A 23,129-nucleotide genomic window follows, 5' to 3' on the forward strand; every position below is an offset into this window, starting at 1 on the left:
CCTTGCTCAGCTATGAAATTTTGTCTTTTTAGTTACAGCAATTTGCACGCCACTATTTACCCCTTTCCGCAACAAGAAAAATAACCATCATTTACAAATACTTAAAATAAAATCACTTACAAAAAGCAATGTTAATTAAATGTAACTAGCGAAATATTGAGATTTTTGCACCATGTTGATCAAATTTGCACCACAAAGGCTCATTTTCATAAATATTCCCTTTTTTAAGCCTACCACTTTAGGGGTAATTGAGCCGTTTATCATTTAATTAAACTACTGATTTAAAATGTTATTTTTATTTTTCTCGATATCTATTTTTATCTGGCACCCTACTTGCTGCCCTATTTACCAACAACTCAAAATTTACAGTTTTCAGTTCATTGGAAGAACAGCACATTATCCACCAGAGAGTGGGCAGTTTTAGAAACGCTAGGAAGCCAGCAAAAAAGGAATTTACTATGAGCAAACAAAAGATTGTCGTCGTTGGTAATGGCATGGTTGGCCACAAATTTATCGACAACATCATTCAAGCTGATTCAGACCAATATGAAGTTATTACCTTCAGTGAGGAATCGCGCCTTGCCTACGACCGTGTTCAACTCACGGCCTACTTCAACGGTAAGACAGCCGACGATTTGGCTTTAACGAGTGAAGCTTACTACCAAGAAAACGGCGTTAAATATCTGATTAACGCACAAGTCACTGAACTTGATACAGCAAATCAAACGGTTATTACCGACAGCGGCCACGTTGAAAGCTACGACAAGCTGATTCTTGCAACGGGTTCATTCCCATTCGTGCCACCGATTCCGGGTAACGATCAGGAACACTGTCATGTGTACCGTACGATTGAAGATCTCGATGCGATTGAGCTATCAGGTAAACAGAGCAAATCGGGCGTGGTCATTGGTGGTGGGTTGCTAGGTTTAGAAGCAGCGAACGCGGTGAAGAATCTTGGTTTAGAAACGCATGTGGTTGAGTTTGCCCCTCGCCTGATGGCGGTTCAATTAGATGATGGTGGCGGTGCCCTACTAAGACGCAAAATTGAAGACTTGGGTGTGCAAGTTCACACCGAGAAAGCGACCTCTGAAATTGTGGCGGGTGAAACGTCTCGCTACCGCATGAATTTTGCTGACGGTACACATCTAGAAACCGATATGATCGTGTTCTCGGCAGGTATTCGCCCGCAAGATGCGCTGGCTCGTAGCTCTGACATCGCCATTGGTGAACGTGGCGGCATTGTGATTGATGACAACTGCCAAACCAACCTCGACAATGTGTACGCGATTGGTGAATGTGCTCTGTGGGACAACAAGGTCTTTGGCTTAGTGGCTCCGGGCTATTCAATGGCGAAGGTCGCTGCAAGTCATATCCTTTCTAATGGTGAAGATGAGAGCAGCTTTACCGGTGCCGACATGAGCACCAAGCTCAAGCTACTGGGTGTAGACGTTGCCAGTATTGGTGAGGTTCACGGCAAAACCGAAGGCGCTCAGTCTTACACCTACAACGATGAAATTGAACAGGTTTATAAGCGTTTGATTGTTTCTGCTGACGGTAAAAAGATCGTCGGTGCCGTATTAGTCGGTGACGCAGACGCGTATGGCTCACTGCTACAAATCAAACAAAACGATATGCCTCTTCCAGAGAACCCATCGGTACTGATTCTTCCAAACCTTGCTGACGATTCAGGCAGCGCAATGGGTGTCGAAGCCCTACCAGACAGCGCCGTGATTTGTTCATGTTTCGATGTGACCAAAGGCGATATCAAAGAAGCGGTGTCAGCGGGTTGCACCACAATGTCGGCATTGAAGGAGACAACCAACGCCTCTACAGGTTGTGGTGGTTGTTCTGCCCTTGCGAAACAAGTGCTCGACAGCGAACTGAGCAACTTGGGTGTGGAAGTCTCTAACGATATCTGCGAGCACTTTGCTTATTCTCGCCAAGAGCTGACCGACATTATCCGCGTCAACAAAATCAAAACATTCGACGAACTGCTTGAATCTCATGGTCAAGGCCTAGGTTGTACCGTGTGTAAGCCTGCGGTCGGTTCGATTCTCGCCTCTTACTGGAACGACTACATCCTGAAAGATGAGCACATCGAGCTGCAAGACACCAACGACATCTACCTTGGCAACATGCAAAAAGATGGCACCTACTCTGTGGTTCCACGTATTGCAGGCGGTGAAATCACGCCAGACAAACTGATCGTTCTGGGTGAAGTCGCGAAAGAATACGACCTTTACACCAAGATCACTGGCGGTCAGCGTGTCGACCTGTTTGGCGCACAACTCAATGAACTGCCAGCCATTTGGAAAAAACTGATTGATGCGGGCTTTGAAACGGGCCACGCCTACGGTAAATCGGTTCGTACGGTGAAGTCTTGTGTTGGCAGCACTTGGTGTCGCTACGGTGTTAACGACAGTGTTGGTCTCGCGATTAAGCTAGAGAACCGCTACAAGGGCTTGCGTTCACCACACAAGATCAAATTTGCTGTATCGGGCTGTACTCGTGAATGTGCCGAGGCTCAATCAAAAGACATCGGTGTTATCGCCACCGACAAAGGTTGGAACCTTTATGTATGTGGTAATGGCGGCATGCGCCCACGTCACGCCGACCTATTCGCGACCGACCTAGACGAGCAAACTCTCATTCAATACATCGACCGCGTGTTGATGTTCTACACACGTACTGCTGACCGCCTACAACGTACTTCTGTTTGGATGGAAAACTTAGAAGGTGGCTTGGAGTATCTCAAAGAGGTGGTGATTGAAGACAAACTCAATGTCGCCGCTGAGCTAGAAGCCGACATCGCACTCAATATCGAAAACTATCAGTGTGAGTGGAAAACCACTATCGAGAATCCAGTGAAGATGAAGCGCTTCCAACACTACATCAACAGTGAAGAGATGGACTCTAGCCTCTCGTTCATCAAAGAGCGTGAACAACGCTTCCCGAAACCTTCGGTCAACACCGATCAAGAAGCGGAACGTAACCAAGCGTTAAACAGCACTGAACAGATTGAAATTACGGAAGTCTCGTAGCCAGTTTGGTCGTTAGCAGCCCCTTCGATCTCGGCAACATGCTGCTAGCGACCTTCTTTCTTTACGACCTTCTTTTTTTAAGAAATGGAACAAAATCAAAGCCTCTACAAATTGACAAGGAGACTGTCATGGAAAACTGGACCACTGTTTGCTCGCAAGAGGAACTGTCACCCAATGCGGGTGTGTGCGCCAAAGTAGCTGATCATCAAGTCGCCATCTTTTACTGCAAACGCAGCGACAAGCTTTATGGGCTATCGAATTTCGACCCTGTGGGGAAAGCCAACGTTATGTCTCGCGGCATTATTGGCTCATTAAGTGGAGAACCTTATGTGGCCTCTCCGCTCTACAAGCAGCATTACCATTTAGAGACTGGCGCTTGTTTGGAAGAGCCTGAACATGCCCTAACCCGCTTTGAAGTGCGCCGACAAGGCAATCAGATTCAAGTTCTGGCACCCGAAGCGTTGGCAAGTTGATTAACTGACGACTAGTTAGCAATTAGCAACAAATGCTCAACTAACAACAAGTTATCGCCTAACTAAAAGGTTGTACTTTCAAATTCACCCATTAACATGCCTTAGCCGCCTATAATTAACAGTCTAGGCAAGCTACGGAGTTGGCATGTGGACGGCTAGATAACTCTAGACACTTTCCATATTTAAAGGATTTAAAACATGGATAACTCAAAATTTTCGCTGTTTTCGTTTACCGGTAAGATGAAGGTCTTACACCTCAGCTGGATGGCCTTCTTTATCACGTTTGTGGTGTGGTTTAACTTTGCACCCCTGCTGCAAATGGTAAAAACCAGCCTAGGATTGACCACTGAAGAGATCAAAACCCTTCTTATCTTGAACGTTGCCTTAACCATTCCGGCGCGTGTCGCCATTGGTATGCTCACCGACCGCTATGGTCCAAGGCTCGTCTACTCCTTGCTACTGGCGATCTGTTCGATCCCGTGTTTCATGTTCGCACTGGCTGATTCTTTCATTCAAGCTGCTATCGCTCGTTTCCTACTGGGCTTCATCGGTGCAGGTTTCGTGGTTGGTATTCGCCTTGTTTCTGAATGGTTCCCACACAATGAATTAGGTACTGCAGAAGGTATCTACGGTGGTTGGGGTAACTTTGGTTCGGCAGCGGCAGCATTCACTCTTCCTACCCTAGCATTAGTATTTGGCGGTGATGAAGGCTGGCGTTATGCGGTTGGTATTACGGGTGTAATGAGCTTACTGTTCTCAGTGGTGTTCTACAAAAACGTATCCGACACACCAAAAGGTTCTACTTACTTTAAGCCTGCTCAAGTAACAGCAATGGAAGTGACGTCTAAGGGTGACTTTTTCTTTCTACTCTTCATGAAGATCCCTATGTACGCGGCACTGGCTCTACTGGCTTGGAAACTGTCTCCATCAGGTATTGGCATGCTTTCAGACACAGCAGTTTACGGCGTGTATGCAGTACTTGCTGCCCTGTATGTTTACGAAGTGTCTCAGGTTTGGAAAGTAAACAAGAACGTATTTAAAGAAGAAGTGCCAGAGATTCACCAGTACAAATTTAAGCAAGTTGCGGTACTGAACGTTCTGTACTTCGCGACCTTTGGTTCTGAGCTAGCGGTAGTTTCTATGTTGCCTCTGTTCTTCTCTGAAACCTTTGAATTAACGCCCGTCCTAGCAGGTATGGTGGCTTCGGCATACGCCTTCATGAACTTGATGTCTCGCCCAGGTGGTGGTTGGATTTCAGATAAATTTGGCCGTAAACCAACGCTTCTTATCTTAACAGCAGGTTTGGCTGTAGGTTACTTCGCAATGGGTCAAGTAGACAGCACATGGCCTGTATGGCTAGCGGTTGTTGCTGCAATGGCGTGTTCTTTCTTCGTACAAGCGGGTGAAGGTGCGGTGTTTGCGACAGTGCCACTGATTAAGCGTCGAATGACAGGTCAGATTGCAGGTATGACAGGTGCTTACGGTAACGTGGGTGCGGTGGTTTACCTAACGGTGCTTTCATTCGTAAGTTACCAGACTTTCTTCTTAGTGATTGCTGCAACGGCGGTTCTCGGCTTCGTGACTCTGATGTTCATGGAAGAGCCCAACGGTCAAATTGCCGAAGTGAACGACGACGGTAGCGTGACCTTGATTAACGTATCAAGCTAACCACTTATTGAATCGGGAGAAGTAACCGGGCTTGCGACACTCGGTTACTTCGTTCAAAGGCTCTGCATTCGCTAGAGCTTTTGTTCTTTCTCAGATTTGCTCTCAAGCAGATGAGAAAACGGCCAGTTAAGAAGAAGACCAGTTATGACGATTTTATTCAGCCAAGGGCAAGTCATCAAGCCAGAAAACAATAACCAATTGACTTTGAAGTTTGGTGGTTATTCGAATAAAGGCGTACGTGATGAAAACCAAGACGCCATCATTGTAAAACACCCGAAGACTCGCGTAGAGCAAGAGCTAAAAGGCAGTGTTGCCTGCATAGCCGACGGTGCCAGTTGCAGTGAGCACGGCCAGAAAGCCAGTCACACCAGTGTGATGCAGTTTATTGATGACTATTACGCGACCCCACAAAGCTGGAGCATTCAGCGTTCGGCGCAAAAAGTTCTAACCTCGCTCAATTCTTGGCTCTTCAATACCTCGGTTTCTCACATTCATCCCGCACAGCAAGTTAACCACAATGCCCTAGTATCGACTTTCAGCAGTGTGATTCTAAAATCGAACACCGCTCATTTATTTCATGTGGGTGACAGTCGTATTTACTTACTAAGAGATGGAGAATTACGCCAACTGACCCGTGATCACACTCGTAAAAACATGGGACAGAAGCATTACTTAACCAGAGCATTAGGCATGGATAATCAGCTCAATGTTGACTACCAAACCTTACCCATCAAGAAGAATGACCGCTTTATCCTAACCTCGGATGGTGTGCATGAGTTCGTTTCCCCAAATACGTTTAAAGAACATATCGACAAACCCGGTGCAGATTTCGAATACGCGGCTCAAACCATCTGTAACACAGCGTTAAGCCACAATAGCGCAGACAACGTGAGCTGCTTGATTATCGAAGTTACTCACCTCCCTACGCCGTCATTAATCGAATTTCACGAAAAACTCTCTAAGCGCGCGATTCCACCAGCGCTAAAGCTTGGCCAAAGCATCGACAACTTTATGGTGCTTGAGGTGTTATATGCAGGCACTCGAAGCCATGTGTATCGGGTGCTGCAGAAAGAGACACAAATCGAGTTCGTCCTCAAAGTACCTTCTGTTCAATACCATGACGATCCAGCACAACTAAGGGCTTTCTTTAATGAGCAATGGGCTGGCATGCTATTGAAAAATAAGAAAGTCATGAAGGTTTACCCAACGCCAGAACATTCTCAATTTCTATATCAAATTTGCGAATTGGTTGAAGCTGTCACGCTAAGACAATGGATGTACGACAACCCTAAGCCCTCACTCGAACAAGTGCGTGAAATACTCGAGAAGATCACTCAAGGCATTCGTGTATTACAACGAGCCGACATGGTGCACAGAGACTTAAAACCAGAAAACATCATGATTCAGCGTGATGGCGACATCAAGATAATCGACCTTGGTGCGGTGTTAGTAAGAGGAATTGAAGAGGGAGAACAAACAGACAAAGACCCAACACCACTCGGCGCGGTGAATTACATCGCACCAGAGAGTATTAAGTACAACACAGCCACGACAAGCTCAGATTTGTTCTCTATCGCGGTGATCGGTTATGAAATGCTGACGGGCGAATTGCCCTACTCTGAAATGAGCGCTCAATCTCTCAAGCAATCACGTCATCATCAATGGGAATACCAACCGCTGACCCAAAAGCGATCGGATTTACCGGCTTGGATTGATTTGGTTTTGCAAAAGGCATGTGCAGAATCACCGACCGAGCGATATCAGGTTCTGGGCGATTTTGTAGCTGACCTCTACACACCCAATCAAAACCTAATGAAACACAAAGCCAAGCAACCTTTGATAAACCGTCACCCTATTCAGTTCTGGAAGGTGTTGGCTCTATTACTTGGCGTTGTCGCTATCGTAGAGTTAGTCTTATTGCTTGGTTCTAGCTAACGGTTAAGCTCTGGCTAACCGTCAAACTCTGAATAACTGTTAAACGAAAGCTAGCCTCGTTTGACTAAGCTTCTTGGCACAAGCTCAATACCTGCTTGGTAACGCTTAGCCGACGCGTTTAATGCCAAAGCAAAAGCGCTGTCTGCAATGACCTCGAATTGCTGCGGCAGTGAGTGAACCTTAAAGGGTAAGAAATCCAATAATCGGTTATCACCGAAGGTCGCCAGTTTCACTTGATTGATCAGCTCTGGCTTTTCGACCATCACATCCAATACACCTTCTAACAAGGTGTAAGACATAGTCACAATCGCATCGGGCACCGTGCCTTTAGCAATCCACTCTTCGAACACTTCTCGACCGGATTCTCTGTCAAAGTGTTCGCCATAACCCACAACCATCGGCTTGTTTTCAGTTAGCCCTGTTTGTTGAGTATGCGCTTTATTTGCGGCTTCAAAACCTAGCTGACGTTCACGTGAGATATTTAAATCAGGCAGTGCGCCTATCAAACCAACACTGTGAATGCTGTCATCAAGAATCGAATGCGTTAGTTCAAACGCGGCTTCAAAATCTTCACTGATCACGCAAGCGAAGTGTTCATCGTCTAAAGGACGGTCAATCGCAATCACAGGCGTACCAGAGCTTTGCAGCTTTAAGTAGAACTCATTAGCGTCTGGCATTGAGCTCGCCACCAGCAAGGCATCAATACGACGGCTCACCAACGCTTCTGCTACTTTGCGTTCAGTTTCAGCGTCATCATCAGAGCAACCAATCAGGATTTGATAGCCCACTTTACGTGAGTTCTGCTCTATCAGTTTTGCTAAACGCGCGTAACTGCTGTTTTCCAGGTCAGGAATAATCAAACCAAATGAACGGCTATTACCAGCACGCAGCGACGAAGCAGCATGGTCTGGACGGTAGTTATACTCGTCTACCACCGCCATTACTTTCTGCTGAGTCTTCTCACTGATTCTGTATTTTTGCGCCTTACCGTTAATCACGTAACTGGCCGTGGTTTTCGACACACCGGCTAGTTTGGCAATCTCATCTAGTGTCATATGGGTGACCTGTATTTTGTGCGTAGGATCATATAACCAATCTTCTGATCCTTGGATTAGTTGAATTATATGCTGAATCGATTCAGTATAAAAGCTGAAAGGATTCAGCAAAATCTGAAAAGTGACTTCAATCATCCTTTTGAATGGATTGAGCGTCATTTGTCGTGATTCAACTTCTCGCTATGAACGAAACTGAAATTACGACACGCAGCAAAACTATTTTGGTTAACAGAATTGGCTTTGCTGAATTTTTTTACACTGAATGCTGAACCGATTCAGCAAGCATAAAGCAAAGAATTAAGCTCCATGAATCTTGCTCTAGACTGAATCGTAGCGATACACAAATTCTCAAGCGATACGCTAAAGAGGCACCATGCTTAAATTATCAAAATCTGACATCACTCTTGGTCAAACGGCCGATGACAAATTCAAAGCTATCCAGAACATTGCTGGCGACCTAACCGCGAAAGGCTTAGTTGACTCTGGCTACGTTGAAGGAATGCTGAACCGTGAAAACCAGAACTCAACGTTCTTAGGTAACGGCATCGCGATTCCTCACGGTACCACTGACACGCGTAGTCTAGTAAAAGAGACAGGCGTTGCAGTACACCACTTCCCAGAAGGTATTGATTGGGCAGACGGCAACCGTGTTTACGTAGCAATTGGTATTGCAGCGAAATCTGACGAGCACTTAGGCATCCTTAAGCAGCTAACCAAGGTTCTAGCGGCAGACGGTGTTGAAGAGAAATTAAAGCAAGCGAAATCAGAAGACGAAATCATCGCCCTACTTAATGGCGACGTTCAGCTCGAAGCCGACCTAGACGCTTCTTTAGTCCAGCTACTATTCCCTGCAAGCGACATGGTTCAAATGTCTGCAGTTGCAGGCGGCCTACTTAAGAACACAGGTTGCACAGACAACGCGTTCGTTGCTGACTTAGTAACAAAAACACCGACTCATCTAGGCCAAGGCCTGTGGTTGTTGGGCAGCGATAAAGGCGTAACTCGCACTGGCGTATCGTTTGTTTCAACAGCAAACCACTGTGAGTACGAAGGCACACCAGTGAAAGCATTGGTCGCATTCGCAGCTTGTAACAGCGCGCACCAATCTATTCTGGCAAACCTAAGCAAGATGGTTTTCGAGGGTAAACAGCAACAACTGTTAACAGCTGATATTGCACAAGTAATTGGCCTTCTAAAAGGTGAAGCGGTTTCTACAGCCTCTCAAGACGATGACAACTGCGCAGTATTCAAAATCAAAAACGCACACGGCCTACACGCTCGCCCGGGCGCAATGCTAGTTGCTGAAGCGAAGAAGTTCGAATCAACAATCCGCGTTTCAAATCTAGATGGCGACGGAAAAGAAGTGAACGCGAAGAGCTTGATGAAAGTCATCGCACTTGGCGTTAAACACGGCCACCAGCTTCAGTTTGTTGCTGAAGGTGACGATGCAGCACAAGCACTTGAATCGATTGGTAAAGCTATCGCTTCAGGCCTTGGCGAAGGTTAAGGAATCGATATGTCTGATAAACAAATCAAAGCCGTTACCGTTACGCTTAACCCTGCCCTAGACCTGACAGGTTCTATCGACGCACTAAATGTAGGTTCAGTTAGCCTAGTAAACAAAGGCTCTCTGCATGCAGCAGGCAAGGGCGTAAACGTAGCAAAAGTACTTTCAGAACTTGGTGCGAAAGTGACCGTAACAGGTTTCCTTGGTCGCAATAACGAAGAAGCCTTCTGCCAACTGTTTGAACAGATGGATGCAACTGACCGTTTCATCCGTGTTGATGGCGCGACTCGCATCAACGTGAAATTAGTAGAAAACTCAGGCCAAGTTAGCGACATCAACTTCCCAGGTGTTCCTGTTGATGCTGACGCTGTTAAAGCGTTTGAAGAAACCTTGCTAGAACTGGCTGAAGACCACGAATACTTCGTGATTGCAGGCAGCTTGCCGAAAGGCGTATCGCCAGAGCTTTGCGCTTCTTGGGTACAGCGCTTACGTGACCTAGGCAAAAAAGTGTTGTTCGACAGCAGCCGTGACGCACTAAAAGCAGGTATCAATGCACAACCTTGGTTGATTAAGCCAAACGACGAAGAGCTTTCTCAGCTGTTCAATGCAGAACTGACAACTCGTGACCAATGCCAACACGCAGGCCAAGCCCTAAGTGAAAAAGGCATCGATAACATCGTGGTATCACTTGGCGCTGAAGGCGTGATGTGGCTAAACCAAGGTGAATGGTTACATGCTCAACCGCCGCGTATGCAAGTGGTGAGCACAGTAGGCGCAGGCGACACTTTAGTTGCTGGCCTATGTTGGGGTCACATGCAACAGATGCCAAAACCAGAACTTATTAAATTCGCAACCGCCCTGTCTGCTCTAGCAGTTTCACAGGTAGGCGTGGGCATCACCAGCCAACAAGAGCTGGATTCAGTACTACAAAATATCCAATTACAGGCGCTTAGTGCTCCAACTAGCCAGTTAGACACAAGCAAATAGGACAAAAGGTTTATTATGAATATTACCATTATCACAGCTTGCCCAAGTGGCGTAGCAAACAGCATCATCGCCGCAGGCTTGTTAGAGCAAGCGACAAAAGCACTGGGTTGGAACGCTGCTATTGAATGTCAATCAAGCGTGCTACCTGAATCTCCAGTATCACAAGACGCAATCGACAGCAGCGACGTTGTTGTTATCGCAGCTAACACAAACGTTAATAAAGCACGTTTTGTAGGTAAGAAAGTGTACCAAGCGGCTATCTCTGAATGCACTGCAGATGCAAAAGCATTTCTAGAGAAAGCGGTAGCAGAAGCAACAATACTAGACGCTTCTCAAGTTGAAGAAACGGTTGCAGTAACGGGTACGTCACCAGCAACAGGCAGCAAAAAGATCGTAGCGATTACCGCTTGCCCAACTGGTGTTGCACACACCTTTATGGCGGCTGAAGCGCTTGAAGCAGAAGGCAAACGCCTAGGTCACCAAATCAAAGTGGAAACTCGCGGCTCTGTAGGTGCGAAGAACCAACTGACAGACCAAGAAATCGCAGACGCTGATCTTGTTATCATCGCAGCGGACATCGATGTTCCACTGGATCGTTTTAATGGCAAAGCGCTGTACAAAACAACGACAAGTCCTGCTTTGAAGAAAACAAAGCAAGAGATGGAAAAAGCGTTCGCAGAAGCTAAACCATACCAACACACAGCTTCTTCAAATTCAGCGCCTGCTGACGAGAAGAAAGGCGTGTACAAGCACCTAATGACTGGTGTATCTCACATGCTTCCTGTGGTTGTTGCAGGTGGTTTGATCATCGCTCTTTCTTTCGTATTCGGTATCGAGGCGTTTAAAGAAGAAGGCACACTGGCAGCAGCACTGATGACTATCGGTGGTGGTTCTGCATTCGCACTGATGATTCCTGTTCTTGCTGGTTTCATTGCATTCTCAATTGCTGACCGTCCGGGTCTGGCTCCAGGTCTAATCGGCGGTATGCTGGCTAGTTCTACAGGTGCTGGTTTCCTAGGTGGTATCGCGGCGGGTTTCATTGCGGGTTACTCTGCTAAGTTCATTGCCGACAAAGTTCAACTTCCACAATCTATGGAAGCACTCAAGCCAATCCTGATCATTCCGTTTATTGCGAGTTTGTTCACTGGCTTGGTGATGGTTTACATCGTAGGTGGTCCTGTTTCTGGCGTGATGAGCGCGATGACGACTTTCCTAAACAACATGGGAACGTCTAACGCGATTCTTCTGGGTGTGATTCTTGGCGCAATGATGTGTTTCGACCTTGGTGGCCCTGTAAACAAAGCGGCTTACACATTCGGTGTTGGTCTACTGGCTTCGCAAACTTACGCACCAATGGCAGCTATCATGGCAGCAGGTATGGTTCCTGCGCTAGGTATGGGCCTTGCGACTTTCCTAGTGAAAGACAAGTTTGAAGCAGGCGAGCGTGAAGCAGGTAAAGCATCATTCGTTCTTGGCCTATGTTTCATCTCTGAAGGTGCAATTCCATTCGCAGCAAAAGATCCAATGCGTGTTATCCCAGCATGTATGGCAGGTGGTGCACTAACGGGTGCTCTATCAATGATGTTTGGTGCACAACTAATGGCTCCACACGGCGGTCTATTCGTACTACTGATTCCTGGCGCTATCTCTCCAGTACTTATGTACCTAGTGGCGATTGCAGCAGGTACAGCGGTAACAGGCTTTGGTTACGCTGCTCTTAAAAAGATGAGCGATTCTAAAGTGACTGCAGAGGCTTAATCCCCCAACTCTGTTTAACGGCTAAGCCGGATAAACTATAGCTCTTGGTAAACAAAGGCTCCTCAATTGAGGAGCCTTTTTATTATTCGTTATCTGAAACGGTCAAAACAGGTAGCTGGAAAGAGAAAGTCACTCCTTCCACATCGTCATCATCTATGTGGCGAATCATCTCCACCAAATAGCCATTCACATCTAATTGTAAACCTTGCTGCTTAACCGCATTAAAGAGCGCTTCTAAGGCCGTGCTATAAGCCACATCTGAAACCAGATAAACATCGCTACATAGGTAGTAACCTTCTGGAACGATCTTGTCGTAACGGTCTCTGGCGACTTGCCAGTTTCCGATTTCGGCATCTATGTCGTCCCACTTGTTTCTCATCTGCTTTATTGGTGTGGTGCCCATGAGTTGTGTCGATTTTTGGCCATACATCTCAAACACCGTATCCCAATCAGGATCGTCCAGTTTGAGCTTCTGCATACCGCGTTCTGGATACCAAACCAGCTCGGTCGGCATCGACTTAACCAATTCTTTTTCCATTGAAGACTGCACACCTGGATGCGCCAATCTCTGAATGAAATCCGCCGTCTCCTTAGGTGTCGCGTTGTAGCCCATTTCTCGAATATGCTTTGCCGTAACCCCTAATTCACGTTTAAGCGCCTTACCTAACGACTGTGACGATGAGAAGCCACAGTACTGAGCAATTTCAATCACGCTCCACGGCTCATCATTAATCAACAAACCCACTGCGATTTGTAATCGAACGCGACTCAAATACTGACCCGGTGTTTCATTAAATAGCTCAGTAAATTGACGATGAAAGTGATACGGAGAAATTGCGCTCTCGGTGGCTATTTCTTCCCATGTACGACGTTCACCCCACTCTTCATGCATCAAAGTAAGCGCATGACTAAAGCGTTTTTGAAGGTGCTCAGGTAAAGATTCCACTAACGCAATCTCAGGCACCAGCTTAAAGCCAGGCACTGATTGATAGTCAGGTTTACTCTGTTGCGTCATACGGTCTTTGTTCTCAGGCATAGAAGCTCTTGTCTCTGTCGACTTGATTGGATTCGATCGCTTGGCTTCACTATCGTCTTTGTCCTTTATAAAATCAATCACGAGCGCTCCAAAGTGAGTTCTTCTAATGCATCTTGTTCACGTGGTTCTTGTTCAATTAGATTTTCAACCTGAGGCGGTTTGCGGCAAAACAGACCAAGCAGCACAGGGATCAAAATCAGCGTTACCGCAGTAGCAAATAGTTCACCAAACACCAGTGAGACCGCCGCAGGCTTTAAGTATTGTGCTTGTTCCGCAGTTTCACTTAACAACGGCAACAGCCCACACACAGTGGTAATCGTAGTTAAGAAGATCGCTCTCAAACGGCTAGTACCTGCAATCACTAACGCTTTCTGTAATGGCACACCTTGTCGATATTCAGCATTAAAACGCGTGATCAGCACCAACGAGTCGTTAATCACGATCCCCGTCATAGCCATCATGCCGAACATAGAGAGAATGCTGATCGGCAAGTCCATCAAGTAGTGACCAAAAATCGCGCCTGCGAATCCAAACGGGATGACCGCCATGATGATCATTGGTTGCCAGTAAGACTTTAAAGGCACCGCCAACAAGATGTAAATCATCAGCAAAGTCAGAATCATTGCGGATTTAAAGCCATCCGATACTTCCCCTATCTCTTCAAACTCACCGCCCGCTTTGATGGTTACGCTTGGATATTGTTGCTGCAGAGATTCAATCGTCTCTTCAAGTTGCTCACGTGTTTTCTCTGGTGATTGCAGGTCACGGTTTTGCTTCCAATAGAGGTTAATCACTTGCTCTCGGTCTCGACGATAAACCACTTGCGGCTCTTGCTCGTGGCGGAACTCAGCAATATCGCCCATCATCACACTGCCACCGTTCGGCAACATAATGATGGCTTGTTTTAGCTGCGCTAAAGTTCTACGCTCATCTCTCGGATATTGCAGCAGCACCTTAGTCTCTTGCCCATTTTCCAACAAACGATGGACTTCCCTTTCGCCAAACGCTTCTCCTGCGAGTTGAGCTAGCGTGGCTTGAGTTAACCCTAATTGCTGACCATATTGATTCAACACCAAACGAACTTGCGGTAAACCGTCCTGACCATCATCGTAGACATCTGAAACACCTTTCAACGAAGCCAAACTATCCGCTAACTGTTCACTCACTCTTGATGCAAGCTCACGATCATTAGAAGAGATCGTTAAGAATGTGCCACCAGCAGGCTCCTCTGCTGCACTGAATTTAACCGAGTAAGCGCCTTCGATTTGCCCTGCACTCTCTCGCCATCGCGTCAGCAATAAATTGCCTGGCAATAAGCTTAAAGATTCATTGGTCAGCTCGGCAGTGACTTCAATTTCACCATAACCATCAGACCATGCGAGTAGATTCACCACGGGCTTTTCTTGCAAGGGATAATCTTCCATTAAGCCTTTTTCTACCTGTGTCATTGCTTGCTCTACTTGTAGCAAGGCTTGGCGCTGCAGTGGCAACGGCGCACCATCTTCCAACTCAATAACCGCAGTGATGTAGCGCCCCGGAATCTCAGGGAACAGAGCACTGCGAATTGCACCGTTCGACCACATGCCATAAGCCAGTGAGATAACCGCGACAAACCCAAGTAAGGACGCAACTTTGTAGCCAAGTGCAAACTCCAATACTGGCTTGTAGATGTTGAGATTAAACCACTGCAACCCGCCTTGAGCCGCATTCTGAACCTTGGCGAAGATATTGGTAGATGTCTTTTTCACTGAAAGCTGTGCCAAGTGAGACGGCAGAATAAATTTGCTCTCGATAAGCGAGAAGATCAAAGCGAAGATCACTACTGCGGAAAACCCAGCAAGTACCTTGGCTAACTCATTGTTAATCCAGAGCATTGGAGAGAATGCCGCAATGGTCGTCAGCACACCAAATACAGTCGCCACCGACACTGAATGAACGCCCTGCCAAGCAGCTGTTTTACCGTTTATATCAGATGAGCCGTTTATATTTTGGACTCCGGAATGACCAGCGTTTCCCGTCCGTTTTTCATGTATGGCTTCCCCGACAACAACCGCATCGTCTACCAGCACACCGAGTACCAAGATAAACCCAAACAAGGTGATGTCGTTGATGCTGTAGTTAAAAAGCTGCATTGCGGCGAGCGTCCCTGTCAGCGCAATCGGAATCCCCATCGCGACCCAAAACGCGAGCCTAATCTCAAGAAATATTCCAAGCAAAATCAGTACAATTAGCAAGCCTTGCCATGCGTTTTCGCTCAAACGAAATAGCTGCTCTTCAATGTAAGGTGCCATGTCAGCCATGGTATTCAGCTCTATATCCGACGGCAGAATCGCCCGTTGCGAATCCAGTGTTTCACTGATCGCCTCGCTGACTTTAAGCAGGTTGTCGGTTTGGCTAGTGCTGACCAATAAAGCGATGGCATTGGAGCCGTTGTTACGCACGATCGAGCCACTGTATTGGTAGCCACGACTTAACTTGGCGATGTCTCCCAAGTGTATTTTTCCGTTGCTTCCCGAAATCACGACAAGCTGATTCAGCTTCTGCAAATCATCGGCATAACCGTCACCACGAATCACCATTCGGCCTTTGTCACTGATAAGCTCACCGCTGCGAGACTCAAGCGAACGCTGCTCAACAAGCCTCGCGAGGTCTTCCAAGCTCAGCCCTAACGCTTTCAGTTGGTCAGGGACTGGCTCAATCACCAACTGAGGTGTTCGAGCTCCCCAGTTTGATACCTTTGATATTTGAGGGTTCTTCTTTAGCGCTTGTTCAAGCTGCTTCGCGATAGGTTGCAGCTCGTCATCGGTTCTTGGCCCTGATAACACCACAAACGCGGCTAAATTGGTAAATTCATTGCGCACCACTTGTGGCCTTTCGGCTTGCACTGGAAAGCCGTTGATGGCGTTTACTTGATTACGAATGTCATCCAACAACTTGTCTAAGTCAGTGCTGCTGGTTTTGCGAACCACGACTCTAGACACGCCAGCGCTCGATTGGCTGGTGATCTGTTTGATACCAGCAATGCCGCTGATCGACTCTTCGATTCGTTGAGTCACGCTCTCATCGATCTGTTGCGCAGTACCGCCAGGGTAAACCACGGTAATGCTGATTGATGAAGGTGCGATTTGTGGAAACGACTCGACTCGCAGCTGCCCAAACGCCAACACACCACTGATAACAATCGCCATCATCAACAAATTGGCGGCGACTGGGTTATTAATAAACCATTTTGTCATCCAACTCATTGGCTTGATTCCTTCATCTGTGTTGCATCAGATTTGCCGGCGAGCATGGCTTCAGAATGAACGTAATTGAATCTAGGCGCGACCTGTTTACCAATTAGCATCGAAGAAAGCGGATATTGCACCACGCGGCGAGCCTTATCACTTTGATCGTTGAAGCGAATATCAAGCTCTTGGCTGCCTTGCCCGATAAGTGTTACCGACTCTTTTCGTAAACGATCTTCTGTGTCTAACGTCCACACGTATCCATCTCGCGTCATAGCGCTCAGAGGTACGCTTACCACATCATCTTTTAGACCTAAATTAACCACGGCTTGAACCTGCTGATTAGGGAAAAGCCTTGGTTTGTTTTGGTAAGGATCCTCAACCGAAAGCACGACTTGTCTTTGGCGGGTCACCGAATCCACTTCTGGCGACACATAGCGCACCTTCGCTGGCCATTGATTCCCAGAACGACTCACGACACGAATACTTGGCTTAACCAAAGCGGCTTGAACTTGCTGCCAATGCAGTTCAGAGATTGGAAGCTCGACATCAATCGAGTCACTGGCGGCTAATTCAAAGGTCACTTGCCCCGCCTCTACCCACTCTCTAGGGCTAATGTGACGCTTCATGATCACCGCATCAAAGGGGGCAGTAATCACTGATTCCTCCAACAACTTCTGCGCACTCACATACGCCTGTTTGGCTTGTTGCAGGTTGGCTTTTGCGGCAAGCACTTGAGGCTCTCTGCGCGCAAAAGACGAACTTGTTTTTGGATTAAGCATTTTGAGGGCTACGGTCTGTTCATGCTTAGCCTGTTTCAATTCCAGCTCCGCTTGTTTTAGCGCCCCCAACGCTTGCGCCAAGTTCGCGTCGACGGCGCTAGTATCTAGCCTTGCTAACACATCACCTTTTTTGACTAAATTTCCCGGTTCGATGCCTTCATCCAACCATTTCAATTGCGCGCTACTCGATGCTTTCAGCTGAATTGGCCAACGAGCAGCGGTTAAGCCGAGTACCGTTAACGTCGATTCGTGCTGTGAGGGAGTCACCTCCAATACAGAAACCGGTGCCATAACCGCTTGTTTCTTAATAGGCTCTGCTGCCTCGGGTTCCAATTCATCCACGACAATCAAGGCAGCAAAGATAGCCGCACAACCGACTACTACAGACAGTGGCTTTTTAAATTTCATAAGGCATCTCCTTGGTAGCCTGTTGGACAGAGGTGTGGTTAAGTCGCTGACTGATTTCAGTGAGACGTGAAAGGGTTTGCAGCGTAATTGGGAGCATCACTGCGGTTTCAACAAACTCCTGTGAATAGGTAACGATAGAAAATACTTGTCCAGCGGTCGGCTCGATAAGCTGACTCACCATCCACAAATTGCCTACGACTGCGCCAAACAACACAGTAAAGATCAGTCCGTAGACAATCGCTTCGGTGTCTGAAAGCTTGATTTCACACTGTTTTAGTCGCTCAAAGTGCCAACGAAGCGCTGACAAGCGAACACCGCTTAGTAACTGAACCTGCTGTTCAACTTGATCGTTAAATTGGCCGTTAAGCCGAGTAAAGGTTCGGTGGAACACGCCATAAATCGCGAGCATCGACAGCCCAGCAAACAACATGCAAAGCGCCAATGAGAAGTGGAATGTAGAGAGAATCACCACAGTCGCAACAAGCTGAACCACGGCCGTCATCAAAGCAGGTAGATCGTCTTCTAAAAAATCAACCAGCTCACGCGACATGGTGAGTCGAGCGTCTTTAGTCGAAATAGATAAACCGCGCAAATTACGCTCAACGATATTCGCCAGTTTTACCCGAATCGCACCATAAACACGGGTATCGTAAAAACGACGAACGACACTGATGATCACCAGTACAAAAAGGATCGCGGCCAGCATCATCAAAGGCTGGAAGCTTTGGTTTAATGCGCCGTCGATAGCGTAACCAATAAACAGTGGCAACAGAATAAGCATCACGTTTTCAGCCAGAACCATTAACCAAGTCGTAGCGACCCTTAATGGATTCAGCCGAATAATCGTCAGCAGAGAGATGGGATGTTTGAATAGCATTATTGAGCCCATAAATGAATATGGCGTCAGTATTACCAATTCGGCATGGGAAAAAGTGTCCCAAATTGCTGTATTAGAAAATTAGGTTGTGTCCCGATTCGCTGTTGACCAACTAAAAAGCCTGCTCGGTTACCTTTTGTTTACCTCGGCTCCTTTACTGTCCTTGATAAGAAAAATGAACAACAAGGAAAGAGCATGAAATTATTCGCGTCATTACTCACGACAGTCGGTATTACAGGCGTTGTCTGGGGACTATTACATATTCAGCCTGCGATTGCGGATGCATCGACTGAGCAGCCAATAACTGAGTCATCAACGAACACCACCTCAAAGAAACAATCATCAGAGGTAAAACCACAAGCGACTGCAAATACGACTTACCTGCAAGGTTTGAGTAAGACGATTGCTTTAGAAGACGTGCCAGAGCTATGGGTCGATTTCTACCAAGACCTAGAAGCCAATGATGATGAGATCGCACAGCAACAGAAAGTCATCGTCGTCTATCAAGACATCAGCTCAGACTTCAGTGAAGCCACAATCACGATTGGCTTCCCGACTCAGCAATCAGCATCAAATAAAAACAGCACCTTAATTAAGGTTCCAAGCAAGTCTCAAGGCACTTTGTTACTGAACCAAGGTGAGCATACTGAGCAGGAGCTAGCGCTGGCTTGGGAAGGTATTGCAGTCTTAAGAGAGGTAGATATGGTTATCGAGCACCACCAATTGAATCAGCATGGGTTGCCAGATTCTAGCGAGTTATACGTCTATTATAAGAATGGTCAGTAAAGGATTTAGTTATGGATTTCACTATCGATAGCATTGGGAACTTTCTCTCTCAAACATTCACAGAAACGAGCGTCATCCTGACCGAGACTTGGGTTGATGATAACTTTCTACTGCTTGCTCTGGCTCTGTTTATCTTCGAGCTTATCCGCTATGCCTTTAAGAAAAAGCTAAGTTGGAACATGTTAGGAGACAGCGCGACTAACTTAGTCACCTTGTTCTTCTTATTGGTTACCGTTTTCTTTGTCGGGTTAGCTTATGTTGGTGCGTTTGTTTACGCCTACGAGAACTTCAGCCTAACTCAACTACCGATATCTGGTTGGACAATTCTTGGTTGCTTGATCTTGGCCGATCTCGCGTACTACTGGGAACACAGATTCTTGCACAGTAATGGTTTAGCTTGGGGAACACACTCGGTTCACCATAGTTCGCCTTACTTTAATATCTCGGTTGCTTACAGGTTTGGACCTTTGGATTGGTTCTTCCCATTCTTCTTTCACTTGCCGTTAATTCTGCTCGGCTTTAACCCGTTTGTCGTGCTGATGTGTGAAACCTTTGTGCAGCTATATCAAACGTTATTGCACACCGAAACGGTTAAGCGATTACCTCGCCCTGTTGAGGCCGTTTTCAATACGCCTTCGCACCACAGAGTGCATCACGCGACCAACAAACAGTACCTTGATAAGAACTACGCTGGGATATTGATCATTTGGGATCGTATGTTCGGTACGTTCGCCAAAGAAGAGCAAGAAGTCAGATACGGTGTGTTCCCTAGAATCAACTCTGTGAACCCATTTAAGGTATATTTCCACGGCTACGTTAAACTGTGCCAGCAGTTATGGCACGCGCCAAATTGGAACTACCGACTACAACTTCTTATTCAGCCACCTATCTGGGCTTGGAAAAGAGAACGAGAAACAAAGTAAGGACACTTATGAGCATTAACGCCCTGTTGATTGAAGACGACAGTGACTTGGCAGAAGCCATTGCAGACTATATGGAACTCGACGGTTTCGAATTCGATTTTGCTTACAATGGCAGCGCTGGGCTCAATCTTGCGTTAGAGGGGCGTTATGACATCATCTTAACGGACATCAACATGCCTAAAATGGACGGGCTTGATGTCTGCCAATCTCTTCGCCAGCAAGGCGTGACCACTCCGATTCTCATGCTGACGGCACGAGACACGTTACAAGACAAGATCGCAGGGTTCGAGGTCGGTTCGGATGACTATCTCGTGAAGCCTTTTGCGATGGAAGAACTCAAAGTACGGTTGATGGCATTAGTACGTCGTGCTCAAGGTTCCGTAACTTCATTGTCCGTGGCAGACCTCAAGCTCGACTTAGACAAGCATCAAGCCATTAGAGACGGCAAGCTGTTGAAGCTCTCCCCTGTTTGTTGGCGAATGCTCGTGATGTTAGTTCGAAACAGCCCTAACGTGGTAAGTAAAGCCAAGCTTGAAGAAGCCTGGGAAGACGAAATGCCAAGCTCTGACAGTGTAAAAGCGCACCTGTTTAAGCTTCGCCAAGTAGTTGATGCGCCCTTTGATTCAAAGCTGATTCACACGGTTCATGGCATTGGTGTTGTCTTACATGAGGAGCAGTCATGAAACAGGCAAACATGAATCGTGTCAGTATTAAGCGCGACATTTACCTCTACCTGTTTGGCATCGTCGTGCTATTAACGGCCATCTACAGCTTAATGGTGTCTCAGAGTTATCATATTGGCCTTAATGAGTCGGCAAAATATGGATTCTTGTATGAACTGGAAGTTGCAGAGCAACGTTACATCGAAACAGGGCAACTGCCAGACTATCAAAACCCGACATTCCAAGCCTTTCTAACCTATTCGGAACTGCCAGCTAAATTTCAACAAGCCTTTGATTGGAATACATTTGATAACGACGCTATTTATGAACATTACGAGGCTTCATCTAGCAATGAATCGGGGCTATATCTCTATGCAGCCAAACATCAAATTTCTGGAAAAGACGAATCGCTATACATCATTTCTGAATACGACGAAGCGATTTACTTGAACCTATTCGAACTCAACCCGCCTGAATCCGTGAATCAAATAAACAGTGCCTTTATCGCCATTGGCGCTCTTTTACTCTTGGTATTCTTGATCATTCGCCTTCTGATACACAGAGTCACCAAACCGATTATTACCTTATCCAAATGGTCGGAATCTCTGGATGTGGACAACACAAAAGGGCTGACTCAGTTTCGGTATAAAGAGATCGATAAGTTGGCTTCTCAACTGGTTAAAAGCGTACAAGGCGAACGCCAAGCCAATGAGCGTGAGAGCTTCTTCTTAAAAACTGCAAGTCACGAACTAAGAACACCGATTGCCACCATTTCAGCCAGTGGCGATATGTTGGTTCGCTTGTCTGATAGCATTCCCAACAACGGCCAACGTGCCGTCGCACGAATCCAACGCTCAGCCACCAACATGAAAGCCTTAGTGACGACTCTGCTGTGGATGAGTCGTAATAACGAGATGGAAACCAACTATGAGCCAATCAAGCTCGCTCCCCTACTCGACAGTGTTATTGAAAGCCAACGTTACCTTTTGAAAAACAAAGAAGTCGATATTCAAATCAAGATTGTTCAAGAAGAACATCTCCTTCCTCGAGAGCTCACTGAAGTTGTGCTCACCAACTTAGTCCGAAATGCATTCCAACATGGTGGCAAAGGAGATATCAGGATCACACTGACAGAACATCAGTTTGAGGTAACCAACCGTTTGGAAGATCAAAACTTAGCAAACAACTCTGAACAACAAACCTCTTTTGGTATCGGCCTAGAGCTCATTGAACGCGTTTGTCAGAACCAAGATTGGCAGTTTACTCATGAAACCAACAACTATGAGTTCAAAGTAAAAGTTATCCTGTAGCGGTTTTCTAGATGCTTAATTGATGGTGACCAAAAGTTTACCTTGGCTTGGTTATGCTAGTCGCACAATCTAGTTAGGAGTTATGTTATGGGCACTTGGATTTTAGAAACACTATTGTGGGCTGTGGTAACCGTGGCGGTTTGTGTCGCGATTTGGGGACTTTACTTACCCAATATCTTAATCGCTTTAGGTGTGTCGGTAGCGGTATCTTTGTTGCTGGGAAACAGCTGGAGAAGCTAGGTATAAAAAAGGAAATAGCTCGAAAATTAGTGAGCTTTGATACACCCGACAGCAGCTATGTTTGTTAAAAACGTTGATTAGCTAAAAACTGTCGGGCGCGAATTAAATTAGCTACTTAATGTCTCTTCAAACACACCTAGCTCACGACCAAGCCAAATCGCACGTACTGTGTGGTCTAGCGTTTCTTCACCGCCCGTTACTGGGTGAATCAGCACAGACATATCGCCGCGCTCTTGCTCAAGCCACTCAACAATGCCCGACTCTTTGTTAGCAAAGTGGAACTCAAACATCGGCATTTTATGTGGGCCAACCAAACGCTGGATTAGCGGAAAAACCTCTAATACATCTTTACGTTCCGATAGAATTTTCTGACGCAGTGTTTCTGCCTGCTCTGCAAAGCGCAGAGGGAAATAGATATGACCGTGGTACATGGCACCATCCTTTAGAATTATGA

At 46.5% G+C, this 23,129-nt stretch carries 18 protein-coding genes; 12 read left to right on the top strand and 6 right to left on the bottom strand.

From position 1 onward, the window contains the following. Window positions 1–458 precede the first annotated feature (458 nt). From nirB to OCV12_RS23405, 4 genes are all read left to right on the top strand, one after another. On the top strand, window positions 459–3,041 hold the full coding sequence (nirB, locus tag OCV12_RS23390; RefSeq protein WP_261886333.1) for a nitrite reductase large subunit NirB: 2,583 nt from the start codon (window positions 459–461) through the stop codon (window positions 3,039–3,041). Between the two features lie 128 nt (window positions 3,042–3,169). Continuing rightward, window positions 3,170–3,514, top strand: a complete 345-nt coding sequence (gene nirD, locus OCV12_RS23395; protein ID WP_061031137.1) for a nitrite reductase small subunit NirD — start codon at window positions 3,170–3,172, stop codon at window positions 3,512–3,514. Between the two features lie 198 nt (window positions 3,515–3,712). Continuing rightward, window positions 3,713–5,182 (top strand): NarK family nitrate/nitrite MFS transporter, encoded by a 1,470-nt coding sequence (locus OCV12_RS23400; RefSeq protein ID WP_176679860.1) that lies wholly within the window; start codon window positions 3,713–3,715, stop codon window positions 5,180–5,182. A gap of 144 nt (window positions 5,183–5,326) precedes the next feature. Next, entirely contained in the window at window positions 5,327–7,117 is a 1,791-nt protein-coding gene (locus OCV12_RS23405) for a bifunctional protein-serine/threonine kinase/phosphatase (RefSeq protein WP_261886334.1), read from the top strand. A gap of 50 nt (window positions 7,118–7,167) precedes the next feature. Here OCV12_RS23405 and cra read toward each other — a convergent pair whose 3' ends face one another. Next, window positions 7,168–8,172: a catabolite repressor/activator gene (gene cra, locus OCV12_RS23410; protein ID WP_261886335.1), complete on the bottom strand. Its 1,005-nt coding sequence runs from the start codon at window positions 8,170–8,172 to the stop codon at window positions 7,168–7,170. Window positions 8,173–8,545: 373 nt separating this feature from the next. Between cra and fruB the strand changes: the two genes are divergently transcribed. The 3 genes from fruB to fruA are packed head-to-tail and all read left to right on the top strand — an operon-like array spanning window position 8,546 to window position 12,424. Beyond that, entirely contained in the window at window positions 8,546–9,679 is a 1,134-nt protein-coding gene (gene fruB / locus OCV12_RS23415) for a fused PTS fructose transporter subunit IIA/HPr protein (protein ID WP_261886336.1), read from the top strand. A 9-nt stretch (window positions 9,680–9,688) separates the two neighbouring features. Beyond that, window positions 9,689–10,666, top strand: a complete 978-nt coding sequence (pfkB, locus tag OCV12_RS23420; RefSeq protein WP_261886337.1) for a 1-phosphofructokinase — start codon at window positions 9,689–9,691, stop codon at window positions 10,664–10,666. Window positions 10,667–10,681: 15 nt separating this feature from the next. Continuing rightward, window positions 10,682–12,424 (top strand): PTS fructose transporter subunit IIBC, encoded by a 1,743-nt coding sequence (fruA, locus tag OCV12_RS23425; RefSeq protein WP_261886338.1) that lies wholly within the window; start codon window positions 10,682–10,684, stop codon window positions 12,422–12,424. Between the two features lie 82 nt (window positions 12,425–12,506). On the opposite strand, the gene OCV12_RS23430 is transcribed toward fruA, so the two are convergent. From OCV12_RS23430 to OCV12_RS23445, 4 genes are read right to left on the bottom strand one after another with little or no spacing between them, the layout of a single operon-like run. Next, the gene (locus OCV12_RS23430) at window positions 12,507–13,541 is read right to left on the bottom strand and encodes a helix-turn-helix transcriptional regulator (RefSeq protein ID WP_261886339.1); all 1,035 of its coding nucleotides are present in this window, start codon (window positions 13,539–13,541) and stop codon (window positions 12,507–12,509) included. Beyond that, window positions 13,538–16,705, bottom strand: a complete 3,168-nt coding sequence (locus OCV12_RS23435) for an efflux RND transporter permease subunit (RefSeq protein ID WP_261886340.1) — start codon at window positions 16,703–16,705, stop codon at window positions 13,538–13,540. Before OCV12_RS23435 ends, OCV12_RS23430 begins: the two co-directional genes overlap by 4 nt. After that, complete coding sequence (locus OCV12_RS23440) at window positions 16,702–17,877, bottom strand: efflux RND transporter periplasmic adaptor subunit (protein ID WP_261886341.1); 1,176 nt, start codon at window positions 17,875–17,877, stop codon at window positions 16,702–16,704. The genes OCV12_RS23435 and OCV12_RS23440 overlap by 4 nt, the downstream gene beginning before the upstream one ends. After that, the gene (locus OCV12_RS23445) at window positions 17,867–18,754 is read right to left on the bottom strand and encodes an ABC transporter six-transmembrane domain-containing protein (protein ID WP_261886342.1); all 888 of its coding nucleotides are present in this window, start codon (window positions 18,752–18,754) and stop codon (window positions 17,867–17,869) included. The genes OCV12_RS23440 and OCV12_RS23445 overlap by 11 nt, the downstream gene beginning before the upstream one ends. Window positions 18,755–18,949: 195 nt before the next feature. Between OCV12_RS23445 and OCV12_RS23450 the strand changes: the two genes are divergently transcribed. From OCV12_RS23450 to OCV12_RS23470, 5 genes are all read left to right on the top strand, one after another. Next, window positions 18,950–19,540, top strand: coding sequence for a hypothetical protein (locus OCV12_RS23450; RefSeq protein WP_261886343.1), 591 nt, complete (start codon window positions 18,950–18,952; stop codon window positions 19,538–19,540). Window positions 19,541–19,551: 11 nt separating this feature from the next. Continuing rightward, complete coding sequence (locus tag OCV12_RS23455; protein ID WP_261886344.1) at window positions 19,552–20,463, top strand: sterol desaturase family protein; 912 nt, start codon at window positions 19,552–19,554, stop codon at window positions 20,461–20,463. Window positions 20,464–20,471: 8 nt separating this feature from the next. After that, window positions 20,472–21,146 carry a response regulator transcription factor gene (locus OCV12_RS23460; protein ID WP_017632316.1) on the top strand — a complete coding sequence of 225 codons (675 nt, stop codon included), beginning with the start codon at window positions 20,472–20,474 and terminating at the stop codon, window positions 21,144–21,146. Next, entirely contained in the window at window positions 21,143–22,435 is a 1,293-nt protein-coding gene (locus tag OCV12_RS23465; protein WP_261886345.1) for a sensor histidine kinase, read from the top strand. The genes OCV12_RS23460 and OCV12_RS23465 overlap by 4 nt, the downstream gene beginning before the upstream one ends. An 87-nt stretch (window positions 22,436–22,522) precedes the next feature. Next, window positions 22,523–22,675, top strand: a complete 153-nt coding sequence (locus OCV12_RS23470; RefSeq protein ID WP_009844874.1) for a hypothetical protein — start codon at window positions 22,523–22,525, stop codon at window positions 22,673–22,675. A gap of 107 nt (window positions 22,676–22,782) precedes the next feature. Here OCV12_RS23470 and OCV12_RS23475 read toward each other — a convergent pair whose 3' ends face one another. Further along, window positions 22,783–23,106 (bottom strand): DOPA 4,5-dioxygenase family protein, encoded by a 324-nt coding sequence (locus tag OCV12_RS23475; RefSeq protein ID WP_261886346.1) that lies wholly within the window; start codon window positions 23,104–23,106, stop codon window positions 22,783–22,785. Window positions 23,107–23,129: the final 23 nt, after the last annotated feature.

Origin of the sequence: Vibrio pomeroyi, from assembly GCF_024347595.1 — a bacterium.
Taxonomy (GTDB): domain Bacteria; phylum Pseudomonadota; class Gammaproteobacteria; order Enterobacterales; family Vibrionaceae; genus Vibrio; species Vibrio pomeroyi.